General features: G+C 39.4%; 11 protein-coding genes. All 11 read right to left on the bottom strand.

The genetic code is table 11. The annotated features are described in order from the left end of the window. Positions 1-5: 5 nt before the first annotated feature. Positions 6-749: a 4Fe-4S cluster-binding domain-containing protein gene (locus tag ACSV5T_RS00475; RefSeq protein WP_438319953.1), complete on the bottom strand. Its 744-nt coding sequence runs from the start codon at positions 747-749 to the stop codon at positions 6-8. Then, the gene (queD, locus tag ACSV5T_RS00470; RefSeq protein WP_004696395.1) at positions 736-1,074 is read right to left on the bottom strand and encodes a 6-carboxytetrahydropterin synthase QueD; all 339 of its coding nucleotides are present in this window, start codon (positions 1,072-1,074) and stop codon (positions 736-738) included. Before queD ends, ACSV5T_RS00475 begins: the two co-directional genes overlap by 14 nt. Before the next feature lie 195 nt (positions 1,075-1,269). Next, positions 1,270-2,433 carry an RNA polymerase sigma factor RpoD gene (rpoD, locus tag ACSV5T_RS00465; protein ID WP_298695718.1) on the bottom strand — a complete coding sequence of 388 codons (1,164 nt, stop codon included), beginning with the start codon at positions 2,431-2,433 and terminating at the stop codon, positions 1,270-1,272. Between the two features lie 23 nt (positions 2,434-2,456). Next, positions 2,457-4,229, bottom strand: a complete 1,773-nt coding sequence (dnaG, locus tag ACSV5T_RS00460; RefSeq protein ID WP_295781662.1) for a DNA primase — start codon at positions 4,227-4,229, stop codon at positions 2,457-2,459. 251 nt (positions 4,230-4,480) lie between these two features. Beyond that, a complete protein-coding gene (gene rny / locus ACSV5T_RS00455) occupies positions 4,481-6,025 on the bottom strand; it encodes a ribonuclease Y (protein ID WP_255403550.1) in 1,545 nt (514 codons plus the stop codon). Between the two features lie 176 nt (positions 6,026-6,201). Further along, positions 6,202-6,645 carry a regulatory protein RecX gene (locus ACSV5T_RS00450; RefSeq protein WP_438319952.1) on the bottom strand — a complete coding sequence of 148 codons (444 nt, stop codon included), beginning with the start codon at positions 6,643-6,645 and terminating at the stop codon, positions 6,202-6,204. Positions 6,646-6,647: 2 nt separating this feature from the next. Continuing rightward, the gene (gene recA, locus ACSV5T_RS00445; RefSeq protein ID WP_005386086.1) at positions 6,648-7,688 is read right to left on the bottom strand and encodes a recombinase RecA; all 1,041 of its coding nucleotides are present in this window, start codon (positions 7,686-7,688) and stop codon (positions 6,648-6,650) included. 4 nt (positions 7,689-7,692) lie between these two features. Then, the gene (locus ACSV5T_RS00440) at positions 7,693-8,940 is read right to left on the bottom strand and encodes a competence/damage-inducible protein A (protein ID WP_438319951.1); all 1,248 of its coding nucleotides are present in this window, start codon (positions 8,938-8,940) and stop codon (positions 7,693-7,695) included. A gap of 37 nt (positions 8,941-8,977) precedes the next feature. Further along, positions 8,978-10,324, bottom strand: a complete 1,347-nt coding sequence (gene rimO / locus ACSV5T_RS00435; RefSeq protein ID WP_105089408.1) for a 30S ribosomal protein S12 methylthiotransferase RimO — start codon at positions 10,322-10,324, stop codon at positions 8,978-8,980. A 64-nt stretch (positions 10,325-10,388) separates the two neighbouring features. Continuing rightward, entirely contained in the window at positions 10,389-11,426 is a 1,038-nt protein-coding gene (locus ACSV5T_RS00430) for an ABC transporter substrate-binding protein (protein WP_295824168.1), read from the bottom strand. 61 nt (positions 11,427-11,487) lie between these two features. Then, entirely contained in the window at positions 11,488-13,446 is a 1,959-nt protein-coding gene (locus ACSV5T_RS00425) for a YgiQ family radical SAM protein (RefSeq protein WP_295824171.1), read from the bottom strand. Positions 13,447-13,468: the final 22 nt, after the last annotated feature.

The following is a 13,468-nucleotide window of genomic DNA, read 5'->3' as shown; positions in this document are numbered from 1 at the left end:
CTATACTATACACCTTTCGCATCAGGATCCCATACAAATTTATGAATCTGTAATTGGAATCGTACATTTTGTAGATTATGCTCTTTCATATAATCAATAATGTCAGCTGCCTCTATTTTTCCCCACACTGGCGATACATAGATTTGAGCCTTTGTAGGATATTGATTAATCATACGACGCATACAGTCTAAATCCTCTACGGAACCTACTACAAATTTAATTAAATCATGTTCCCTAGAAACTTTGAATATATCTAAATTCATAGATTCCTCAGCTAAAGAGGATGGTGTTTTATAATCGTAGGTAAACCACACATTTTCTCGGTGAAAGCTCGGTATAATCGTACCATTTGTTTCAATATTGAAATCGTAGGGACTTTCACCATCTAATACGTCTTGAGCATCTTCAGATACGTTATTTTTCGTAGTCGATTGTTTATCAGCACACGGTTTATCCTCTACTTTAACAGATTTACGACGATTTAATTCATCAATTAGCTCCACTACAGCAGCTTCTTGTAATAGTGGCTCACCACCCGTAATGGTAATTCGATGATTGCCTAAACTTTCAATAGCATTAGCGACCTCTCGGACGGTCATGTCTGTGAAAGTACTATCAATGCCATAACTATAGGTAGTATCACAATATGAACAGCGTATATTGCAATCATGAAGGCGTAAGAATGTGGTTAATAGCCCTTGCCGACTTCCTTCACCATCAATAGAAGCGAAGATTTCAATCACGTTCATAAATAGCTGTGTTCCCTTCAGACTCTTGAACCTCTACCTTGAAACATTTAGGGCCCAACTCATCAGCAATCCATTTTGCCATGTTTTCAGCAGTAGGATTGATATCGCCTAATACATCATTGATGTGGCGATGATCTAAGCGGCCATGTATTTTTTCTTTAATAATGGTAAAGTCGATTACCATGCCATTATGATCTAACTCTTCAGAACGAGCATGAACCGTAATAATCCAATTATGCCCATGTAGATTTTGACATTTGCTTGGATAATCTAATTTCAATTGGTGAGACGCACTCACCTCTAATCGTTTTGTAACTGTAAACATTATATCTCCTAAATATTATATGAACTTTAATATATTATATGCACTTTAAAATTTGCTATGTATTACATTAAAAGGCTTTAACGTACTTTTATCACTTACGTTTATCACTTACGTTTACTATCTTTAATTATATCACAAAAGGGTTGCAACACAGCACAATAGCACTGTATTACAACCCTTAAGAGATTCAATATCTTATAAGAAGTCTTTAATTTTATCCCGTTTACCACGATTGCGCAATTTAGTAAGCGCTTTACCTTCGATTTGACGGATACGTTCACGGGTTACATTGAAATGTTGACCTACTTCTTCCAATGTACGTGGTTTACCATCTTTCAAACCAAAGCGCAAGATCAATACTTGTTGCTCACGGTCAGTTAAGCATGTAAATACATCTTCAATTTGTTCTTGTAATAAGATGTAGCTAGCTGCATCATCTGGAGCAATAGCATCTTGGTCTTCAATGAAGTCTCCTAAGTGAGAGTCTTCCTCTTCACCAATTGGAGTTTCCAATGATACTGGTTCTTGTGCGATTTTTTGAATTTCACGCACACGCTCTACCGTAATCCCCATACCTTCTGCAATTTCCTCTGGTAATGGTTCACGACCTTTATCTTGCAACAATTGTCGGGAAATACGAATCAATTTATTGATTGTTTCTACCATATGTACTGGAATACGAATTGTACGAGCTTGGTCCGCAATAGCACGAGTAATGGCTTGACGAATCCACCATGTAGCATATGTGGAGAATTTATAACCCTTTGTATAGTCGAACTTATCTACAGCTTTAATAAGGCCCAAGTTACCTTCTTGAATCAAGTCCAAGAATAACATACCACGACCTACATAGCGTTTTGCAATACTTACTACTAGGCGCAAGTTAGCATCTACCAATTTTTTCTTAGCCTTTTTGGCAAGTTGAATGTCTTTATATGTAGCATCTTCTGCTGCGCCAGCTTCAATTTGCTTAGCTAAAACAATTTCCTCATCAGCGGAAAGCAATGGAACACGACCGATTTCTTTGAGGTACATACGTACTGGATCATCAATGTTAACGCCAGAGTCTACACTTAAATCGATGGAGATATTCTTTTCACTAGAAGTATCCTCTTCATCCTCTTCTTCTGGCTCTATTGGATTAGCATCAGCGTCCTCACCGTCGATATCAGCCACGACTTCAATATTTAACTTACCAAATGTAGTATAAATATCATCTAATTGTTCTGCAGTAAGATCAGTCTGCTCATGAAGAGCATCTGAAATCTCTGATTGTGTCAACACGCCGGTTTTTCGGCCTTTTTCAAGAAGTTGTTCAACAATCTCCTCTATTTGACTTTTTTGTACTTTCTTAGCCACAGCGCTCTCCTTTTTACATTATATTACTTAGACCATTCTCTAATTAAGTTCTGTATTTCCTGACACTTATGTAATTCGCTAATAAATGTCGAATCTCCTGCCCGTTTTAGTTGATCCGCCATAATTGAATGCGCTTTATACTGTTCACGCAATGAATGAAGCCTTATCTTGCGGATTAATCCAGGCACTTGCACCTTATATTCATCGTCACTCATAACAACCAATCTAGAGTAAATATCATACTCCGATGGGGATAAAACAGACTGAATGGTAGTATCATCTAGACGACCTTCTTGTTTAAATAAGGTGAATATCTTTTCTATTATACCGCGATATTCAATTTTTTCAAAGTCCTCTAATGGCAAGTAGCTCATCATATGTTGTAACACTTCACCATCTGTAAAGGCTAAGGACAATAATTTCTCTGCATCACCTTTAGGTAAATCCTGTGTTGGCAAAGGTGCAGATGCAGTATCCACTAATTCAATTTGTCCTTTTTTTACATAGTCTCTGAAATATCTAAAGATACTACTATTATCAAGCCACAAAGGTAATGCCAATGTTTTTAATGCATCATCCCGTTGTGTTTGACTATCTATATTAGCAATATACGGGAATACATCAGCCAAAACAGCTTGCTTCCCTTCCGTATCATTTGTATCGTGTTTAATTAAGGATTCACTCAATAAATAATCAAGAGGCTTAACCGCTTTAGCCACTAAATCTTTAAATGCTTGTCCTCCATGATTACGTACATAATCATCTGGATCTTTGCCATCTGGCATAGCGAGGACACGCACCTTGAAGTCCGTATTTTGCAATAATTCTATAGCTCTAGCCGCCGCTTGACGACCTGCTCCATCCATATCATAGGCCAGCACAATTTCATCGGCTTGCCTCATCAAGATATGCCCATGGTCTCGTGTATAAGCTGTCCCCAAAGATGCTACCACATTAGTAACACCATGGTTATGGGCAGAGATAACGTCCATGTACCCTTCCACAAGGATTGCTTGTCGTTCTTGACGAATGGATTTATAAGCCTTATCAAAGGCAAACAATAGTTTCCCCTTTTCAAAGATGGCTGATTCTGGTGAGTTCAAATATTTGGGCGTACTGTCATCCATGACACGTCCACCAAAGGCAACTACACGACCTTTACCATCCATAATGGGGAACATAATACGGTTTCTAAAGAAATCGTAAAACTGTCCCTTTTGGTTCTTACGAACTAAATTTAGCTCCAAGAGAATTGAGTCATCAATGCCCCGTTCGTGAAAGGCGCGATACAACTTATCCCAACCATCTGGTGCAAAGCCTAATTTAAATTTTTCAATCGTCTCTTTTGTAAGGCCCCGTTTTTTTAAGTAATCAAGGCCAACCTTACCAATCGATGTTTGAGTAAGGCAGTTATGGAAAAATGTAGCCGCTAGTTCTGACGCTTCATATAGTTTTTTCCGTCGTTCGTCTCGAGCTCGTTGTTCTGGTGAAAGCTTAGCCTCTGGCAATGGAATATTAGCGCGATTAGCAAGGCGCTCTAAGACCTCAACAAAGCTTAAATGCTCAAGCTCCATAAGGAATTTAATGACATTTCCCGATGCATGACAGCCAAAACAATAATAAAAGCCCTTTTCAGGGGCAACACTAAAGGACGGCGTCTTTTCATTATGAAATGGACAACAACCCCAATAGTTCTTGCCCCGTTTCTTTAAGGCTACATGCTCAGATATTACAGATACAATATCATTTGCATCTTTGATTTGTTCAATCAATTCATTTTCAAAATATCGGCTCATAGCCAACGCCTCCTTCCCTTATATATATTAATTCGATATACAAATAAAAAATCCTCTATTTGTAAAGTAATTTAATCAATTATCAAGTCGACCGATTGAGTAACTGATACGAATCATAGGAATCACCATCTATTTAGGATCAATACATGGTGATTCCTATACGCCGTATCTTTTAATAGTCTGCGAATAATATTTGATAATAATAGGCTGCAATGAAATCATTGCAGCCTATACTTATCGCTTATAGCATATTATTTTGCGTAATCCACAACGCGAGTTTCACGAATAATTACGACCTTAATTTGGCCTGGATATTCGAGTTCAGACTCGATGCGTTTTACGATATTCCGAACGAGTAATGTAGACTCAGCTTCATCAATCTTATCCGGTTTTACTACAACGCGAATCTCACGACCTGCTTGAATAGCAAAGCATTTTTCAACGCCTTCGAAGGATTCAGCGATTTCTTCCAATTTAGATAAACGTTTCAAGTAGTTTTCTAATGTTTCTCGACGTGCTCCAGGACGAGCCGCAGAGATAGCATCAGCAGCTGCAACTAATACAGCTTCTACAGATTGGAACTCTTCATCACCATGATGAGCGCCAATGCAGTTAATTACTGCTGCGCTTTCACGATATTTACGAGCCACATCAACACCGATTTGAACATGAGAACCCTCAAGTTCACGGTCCAATGCTTTACCAATATCATGGATCAAACCACCTCGTTTAGCCAATGTTACATCACAGCCTAGTTCAGCTGCCATCAAACCTGCTAAATGAGATACTTCAATAGAATGTTTCAAAACGTTTTGACCGTAACTAGTACGATATTTCAAACGACCTAAAATCTTTACAATTTCAGGATGTAAGCCATGAACATCAGCTTCAAATGTTGCTTGTTCACCAGCTTCTTTAATAGTTTGGTCAACCTCTTTACGAGCTTTACCAACCATTTCTTCAATACGAGCTGGATGGATACGACCGTCTACAATCAATTTTTCCAAAGCAATACGAGCCACTTCACGACGAATTGGATCGAAGCCGGAAAGAATAACTGCTTCTGGTGTGTCATCGATAATCAAGTCAATACCTGTTAATGTTTCGAGTGCACGAATATTACGGCCTTCACGACCGATAATGCGACCCTTCATTTCATCATTAGGCAATGCCACTACGGATACGGTAGTCTCCGCTACATGGTCAGCTGCGCAACGTTGGATAGCAGAGGAGATAATTTCTTTTGCTTTTTTCTCCGCGTCATCCTTAGCTTGCTGCTCCATTTCCTTAACCATAATCGCCGTTTCATGACGAATTTCTTGTTCCACATTCGTTAACAAGATATTCTTAGCTTCTTCAAATGTCATACCAGAAATACGTTCCAATTCTGCCATTTGTTTTTCATACAAAGCTTCAATTTTTTCACGGCTTTGGGCTAAGTCAGCTTCTTTGCGATGTAAAGCTTCCTCTTTGTGCTCAATATTGTCTAATTTTTTATCCAAAGATTCTTCTTTTTGAAGAATACGACGTTCCATACGTTGAAGTTCAGAACGGCGATCTTTATTTTCTCGTTCTACATCAGAACGGAGCTTATGAATTTCTTCTTTCGCTTCTAATAAAGCTTCTTTCTTTTTAGACTCAGCTGTGCGTTCACCATTAGCGATGATACGTGCAGCCTCTTGCTCAGCTTGATTCAGTTTTCCTTCAGCAATATTTTTTCTTAAAAAATAGCCTACCCCTAGTCCAATCAGTACCATTACCACTGCAATTAGACTATACTCTAAAATCAGTCTCACCTCCTCTTAAATTCTCAAAATTGAGCTTTCATGCTCCTTTTTATGCCCTTCATGCATTAAAATTATCATTTAGCCATATCATCATATAAATAAATAAGGCTATTATTAATTTTAGACTTGAAAGCCCTTTCTGTCAAGATTTTACAAGCCTAGTAAGGCCTCTTAAAAAGCACTATCTATTCATAAAAATCATTGCATACAACTTGGATAGTGCTCGTTGAAAATCCTCTATATTTGAGAAAATTAAATACTTTTACACGAGGAGTGTCTTCTTCATTGAGAATGGAGCCAAATTTTTTCTCTACTACGCGATAAGCGGCTTTCACTTCATCATAATTAGAAATTTCCTGAGGCACTATAAGACCGCGCAGCTTCATCTTTTGCTTAATCATATACGCACCGTATTTTTGTTCTTTCATCAAGTACGCCAATACTTGCTCAGATAAGCGCTCATCATTGATGTAATCATAGTCTCTAAGGCGTTCAAGGACCCGCTCAATGATTGGGTCCTCGATTTGTTTACGTCTCATTTTTTGTGTCAGTTCATAGGAACTAAGAAATCGTTGAGCCAGGAAGCGATACGCTTGATCCATAGCAGCTTGCATCGTTTCGTCACTCATGATTATACTTCTTCAGTTACTTCTTCACCGATTACATCAATTTCTTCTGTACCAACAGCTAATGTATCGCGAATAATACGATCGATTTCATCAGCGATTTGTGGATTATCTAACAAATATTGTTTAGCTGCTTCTTTACCTTGGCCCATGCGTTCACCATTATAGGAATACCATGCACCAGATTTATTGATGATTTCCATATTTGTGCCAATATCGATAAGTGTACCAGCTTTGGAGATACCTTCACCGTACATCAAATCAAACTCAGCTGTTTTGAATGGAGGTGCTACTTTATTCTTAACAACTTTAACTTTAGTGCGAGCACCAACATTTTCGTTATTAGCTTTAATTAATTCACCCTTACGAACATCAAGACGTACGGAGGAATAGAATTTCAACGCACGACCACCTGTTGTAGTTTCAGGATTACCAAACATTACGCCTACTTTTTCACGCAATTGGTTGATAAAGATAACAACAGTTTTAGATTTGCTGATGATACCAGTCAATTTACGCAATGCTTTACTCATCAAACGAGCTTGGAGACCTACATGAGCATCGCCCATTTCACCGTCGATTTCTGCTTTAGGAACCAAGGCTGCAACGGAGTCAACTACGACGATATCTACAGCACCACTGCGAACAAGGGCTTCTGTAATTTCAAGAGCTTGTTCACCATTATCTGGTTGAGAAATCAACAAGTTATTGATATCTACGCCCAAATTACGAGCATATACAGGATCCATCGCATGCTCCGCATCAATAAAAGCTGCAATCCCACCTTGTTTTTGCGCTTCTGCTACAGCGTGAAGAGCTACTGTTGTTTTACCAGAGGATTCTGGACCGTAGATTTCAATTACACGGCCACGAGGGAACCCACCTACGCCAACAGCGATATCGATTGCAAGAGAACCAGAGGAGATAACCTCTACGTTCATGCGATCTGCTGCTTCACCAAGACGCATAATAGCGCCTTTACCAAAGTCTTTTTCAATTTGTTTTAACGCGTTATCCAACGCTGCTTGTCTGCCATCTACAGCCATTCTTTTATTTCCCCTTTTCTGTTATATAAGTATAAACATAGTAAAGTGCTAGTTCTGCTGCACTTTGTCTAATATCTTCACGATTACCAATTAAATTAGCCTTATGAGCCACAGTCCCATAAGGTCCAGTAACCCCAAACCATACAAGACCAACTGGCTTTTCAGGACTACCACCGCCAGGACCAGCTATACCGGTTGTAGAAACGGCATATGTTGTTTGACCAACAGTTCGTGCCCCCTCAGCCATAGCCTTAGCAACTTGCTCACTAACGGCCCCATAGGTATCTAACATATCTTGAGGTACCCCTAATACACGATGTTTGACATCATTGCTATAGGAGATAACACCGCCCATGTAGTATTCACTGCTACCACTGACATTAGTCAATAACTTACCGACTAAGCCAGAAGTACAAGATTCAGCAGTACTAATCGTACTATGTTCCTCTAGTAAAGCACGACCCAGAGTTTCCTCCATGGAAATAGATAAATCGCGACCTACCCGAGAGCCTAACCGTTCTCGAATGATAGCATCCCAAGGATTGAGAAGCTCATGTGCGGCCTCTAAGGTATCAGCCTTAGCCGTAATGCGCACCTCAATATAGCCTTTTTTGATTAATAGCGCTATAGTCGGATTTGATTGATTCTTAATGAGATCCATTAAGGTATTTTCCAAATCGATTTCGCGAATATCATATACACCATATCGATAAGAGGTAACCACACCTTGTGAACCAAAGCGATCATTCAAATAGGGAACTACACTATCTTGGAACATTCCCTTCATTTCACCAGGAGGTCCTGGCAAAAGAATATATGTAGTATCTCCATCTTCAACGACAACACCTGGCGCTACACCCACTGGATTATGTAGTACCTTTGCACCTTCTGGCAATTGTGCTTCTCGACGACTTGCATCAGGCACAGTACGTTTTACACGTTGGAAAAATCTTTCAACCTCATCCATCGCCTCTTGATTAAATATAATCTTTCGGCCCACAGAATCGGCCAATACATTCCGTGTAATATCGCCCTGTGTCGGGCCAAGCCCACCAGTACTAATAACAATATCTGCCCGAGAGCTAGCTAACTGAAAAACTTCAGCCATACGCTTTGGATTATCCCCTACGACAGATTGATGAGCAATAGTATATCCTAATTTATTTAATTCTTGTGCTAACCAAGATACATTAGTGTTAACTGTATCACCTAGCAATAACTCTGAACCTGTAGAAATGAGTTCTACAATCATCAGATCACCTCCACAATCGAATGTATCGAGCTGTGTTTTATTCTACAACCGTAGCTACTACGTCGTAAGCAAAGCCCTGCTCTACTTGTACCTTAAGAATATCTCCAGGTTGAATCTCTTCTCCGCAGTCTTCAATGTACATATTACCGTCTACATCAGGTGCTTGAGATTTTAAGCGTCCTTTAGCGAGTAATGTACCATTCTCACCTTCCTCGATTTCTTCTACCATTGCATAGTCAATAGTACCTTCTAAATCGCGGTTATTTTCTTCAGAAATAGCGGCTTGGATGGACATGAGAATATGATAACGGTCTTCTTTTACCTCTTCTGGCACTTGGTCTTCACGCGCACCAGCTGGTGTACCTTCCTCTTGAGAATAAGTAAATACGCCCATATTATCAAATTTGATTTCTTTTACAAAGTCGCAAAGTTCCTCAAATTGCTCATCTGTTTCACCAGGGAAGCCAACGATAATAGATGTACGCAACGTAATATGTGTAGGAGCATTTCTAATTTTCTTAAGCAACCGTTCAATATCATTGCGATCATCTCGACGATTCATTTGTTTTAAAATATCGTTATTAACATGTTGTAATGGGATATCTACATATTTACAAAGTTTTGGCTCATTAACGATAAGATCTAACAATTCATCGGAGAAGAATGTTGGATATAGGTATAACATGCGAATCCATTCGATGCCTTCTACCGTAGTTAACTCCTTAAGCAATGTAGTCAACAATGGCTTGCCATCGTTAAGGTCAATACCATAACTAGTTGTATCCTGAGCAATAAGAACAACTTCCTTAACACCTGCTGCAGCTAATCGTTCCACTTCAGCCTTAATAGATTCGATAGTACGACTGCGGAATGCACCGCGCACCTTTGGAATAATGCAGAAGGTACAACCATTGTTACAGCCTTCCGCAATTTTTACATACGCACTGTAACGAGGTGTTGTTTGAATACGAGGCATGCGTTCATCATAGATATTTGTAATATTTTCCATGATACAACTACGATTGCCATGCTCAATAGCATCAACAGCTACCATGATTTGGTCCCATGCACCTGTACCAATCAAAGCATCAATTTCAGGAATTTCTTTGAATAGCTCATCCTGATATTGCTGACTTAAGCAACCTGCTACAATAAGGCCTTTACATGTACCATCTTCTTTATATTGAGCTACCTCAAGAATGGTATTGATAGACTCCGCTTTGGCTTTCTCAATAAAAGTACAGGTATTTACGACGATAAGATCTGCTTCGCTTAGGTCCTCTGTAATCGTATAGCCATTATCTTTCAATAAGCCTAACATTACCTCTGTATCTACTAAGTTTTTAGCACAACCTAGGCTAACATATCCTAATTTCTTACCCATTCTATATCCTTTCTTAACAAGATTATTTTCAATTTACTACCTTAATAGGATCTATATAACTGAGTTATTCCTTACGGAAACGCACTTGGCTAACCCAGTGATTTAGTAATAATTTTTTACCATCAATGGTGTAACCGCCATTTACAGGCCATAAAATTAGCTCATGTCCCAATGAGTCTTTTGGCTCATCCATTTCTGGGTTTGTAAATATATAGGTGAAGTTATTTTCAACCATATACTTTGCAGTCTTTGTAGACAACAACCAATTAATAAATTCGACGCTATCTGCTTTATGTTTTGAATTTTTTAATACGGCCGCCCCAGTTACATAATAAGAGGTCCCATCTGTTGGATAAATGACCTTAATTGGATATCCATGACGCGTATATTGGGCCGCATCAGATAAATTACCAATGCCGATATTAGACTCCCCAAGCGCTGTTAAACGAACTGGGGTAGACAAGAACTTAGCATGTTGTATTATATGTGGCTTTAAGCTATATAAATAGTTCAGTGCCTCAGGCTCGCCTCTATATTCCACCATGTTATATAACAAATTAGCTGCATTTTGGGATGCTACAAAATCGGTCATCACAATAGACCAATCACCTTGTTTGCCCAATGTATCCCAAGTAGTAATATATTTACCTATCCCATTGTAGAAGGTATCATTTTGAACAAATACGATAGGATCATACCAAAGACCTACCCAATATCCATTTGTATCCTTTAGATTGTCACGAACCTCGTCAATTTTCTCATTAACGATAGGTGCATATTTTCCAGTATTAGCACCTACAACAAGGTTATCCTCAGAGGTAAGTACAATATCACCAGATGTATCAGCTACATTTGAGGCCGAACGTTGCGCCATTTGCTCCTCTGTAAGAGGCATAACGGTAACTTTTACATTCTTCTCATCTTCATAACGATCAGCAAGCAATGTAGTTATATTATTTGGTAAGTCTGTATAAACTGTAATCTCACCACGAACTGGCTCTTTTGCATGTTCCAATTGTTCTTGATGGTAAAAGTTTACGCCATAGGTCAACATTCCTACCACAAAAAGGGCTAAAATGCCCGGAGCAATCCATCGTTTCATATATGCCTCCTATAAGACATAAAGTATCCCCAAATGAGACTCGTAAAACTAATCTCTATAATTAACGACCACCACGGCTTTTGTTAGAGGGACGACTTTTAGTCATACCACTGCGAGATGATCTTCCCTTACTACGCTGCTCACCGGACTGACGTCCGCTGCGACGATTATTAGCTTGTACACTATTGCGGTTTCCACCGCCCGTACCAGTACGATTACTATTGCGACCAATTGGGCGTGGTGGAATCAAACATTCTGGTCCAAATCCAATTAAATCACGCCGATTAGCTTCAATGAGTGCTTCTTTTACAAGATCATAATTTTCAATATTTTTATATTGCATTAAAGCACGTTGCTTAGCTTTATCTCTACCTTTTTTTGCTACATATACGGGCTTTCCATCTAGAGGATTAATACCCGTATAATACATACAAGTCGATAGGCTGCCTGGTGTAGGAATAAAATCCTGTACTTGTTCCGGATACATATGTTGATCACGCAAGAACTCTGCTAATTCAATAGCATCCTCCAAGGCACAACCAGGATGAGAACTCATAAAGTATGGCACTAAATATTGCTTCTTACCAAGCTTTTTATTAGCCTCTTCAAACCAAGATTTGAACGTGAGAAACTCTTCCTTACCAGCTTTCCCCATCATATTTGTAACCCGTTTAGATACGTGTTCTGGTGCTACCTTCAATTGGCCACTAACGTGAAACTCACACAGCTCTCGTACGAAGTCTTTATTGTTATCTGCTAGAACATAGTCATAGCGCAAACCAGAGCGAACAAATACCTTTTTGACCCCTTTTAGCTTACGTAATTTACGGAGTAATGCAATATAATCATCGTGATTTGTATTAAGATTTTCACAAGGCTCTGGAGCCGCACATGTACGACCTTTACAAGCGCCATATACAGCTTGTTTATCACATGCTAAATGACGGAAGTTTGCCGTAGGGCCCCCAACATCGTGAATATAGCCCTTAAAATTGTCCATCTCAATCATAGTTTGAGCTTCGTCGATTAAAGACTCATGACTACGATTTTGGATGATGCGACCTTGATGATTGGTAATGGCACAGAATGAACAGCTACCAAAACATCCGCGTTGACTAACAAGGCTAAATTGTACTTCACTTAACGCTGGTACGCCACCTTTATCATCGTATTTAGGATGCCACTTACGTGTATATGGCAAGTTATATACACCATCCATTTCCTCCTGTGTCAAAGGCAAAGCAGGCGTATTTTGAATAAGATATCTGTCCCCATGCTTTTGGACCACCATACGACCATAAAATGGGTCTTGTTCATCATATTGAATACGGAATGCATCAGCAAAGGCCATCTTATCGGTTTTAATTTCCTCAAAAGACGGGCATTCAACATAGTCTATAGTAGGAATTTCCTTTGCCATGTAACAAATACCGCGAATAGATGGCAAGGACTCTTTAAAGCGACCTTGATCTAACGCATCTGCTAATTCCACAATTTGAAGTTCACCCATACCATAAACAAGTACATCGGCCTTAGAATCAACTAAGATAGAGCGACGTACCGTATCTGACCAATAATCATAATGACCAAAGCGACGCAAGGATGCCTCTATACCACCGATAATAAGCGGTACATCACTATATGCCTCTTTCATGCGGTTCGCATATACCAAGGTAGCCCGATCTGGACGATGACCAGATTCACCACCGGGAGAATAATCATCTTGACGGCGAATCTTCTTTGCGGCCGTAAATTTATTGAGCATTGAGTCTAAATTTCCTGCTGTAACAAGGGACGCTAGACGCGGTTTACCTAGTTTTTTGAAAGCCTCTACATCATTCCAATCTGGTTGATCTATAATGCCTACACGATAGCCTTTGGACTCTAGGTACCTGCCGATAACGGCAGGAGCAAAGGACGGATGGTCTACATAGGCGTCCCCACTGATGAGGACAAAGTCTAATTCGGCCCAGCCACGTTCCTTCATATCCGAAGGTTCTGTTACTAAAAATCTATCCATCGATTGAGTAAATGCCTTTCTT

This window comes from Veillonella sp. ZSJB6 (genome assembly GCF_051549505.1).
Lineage (GTDB): Bacteria > Bacillota > Negativicutes > Veillonellales > Veillonellaceae > Veillonella.
The sequence above is the reverse complement of the archived record's forward strand: the minus strand, read 5'-3'. Positions and strand labels throughout refer to the sequence as shown.

Bases quoted from the DNA above. Each gene is read 5' to 3' on its own strand.
- ACSV5T_RS00430 (WP_295824168.1), bottom strand. From the start codon at position 11,426: ATGAAACGATGGATTGCTCCGGGCATTTTAGCCCTTTTTGTGGTAGGA.
- dnaG (WP_295781662.1), bottom strand. From the start codon at position 4,229: ATGAGCCGATATTTTGAAAATGAATTGATTGAACAAATCAAAGATGCA.
- ACSV5T_RS00425 (WP_295824171.1), bottom strand. From the start codon at position 13,446: ATGGATAGATTTTTAGTAACAGAACCTTCGGATATGAAGGAACGTGGC.
- rimO (WP_105089408.1), bottom strand. From the start codon at position 10,324: ATGGGTAAGAAATTAGGATATGTTAGCCTAGGTTGTGCTAAAAACTTA.
- ACSV5T_RS00475 (WP_438319953.1), bottom strand. From the start codon at position 749: ATGAACGTGATTGAAATCTTCGCTTCTATTGATGGTGAAGGAAGTCGG.
- queD (WP_004696395.1), bottom strand. From the start codon at position 1,074: ATGTTTACAGTTACAAAACGATTAGAGGTGAGTGCGTCTCACCAATTG.
- recA (WP_005386086.1), bottom strand. From the start codon at position 7,688: ATGGCTGTAGATGGCAGACAAGCAGCGTTGGATAACGCGTTAAAACAA.
- ACSV5T_RS00440 (WP_438319951.1), bottom strand. From the start codon at position 8,940: ATGATTGTAGAACTCATTTCTACAGGTTCAGAGTTATTGCTAGGTGAT.
- ACSV5T_RS00450 (WP_438319952.1), bottom strand. From the start codon at position 6,645: ATGAGTGACGAAACGATGCAAGCTGCTATGGATCAAGCGTATCGCTTC.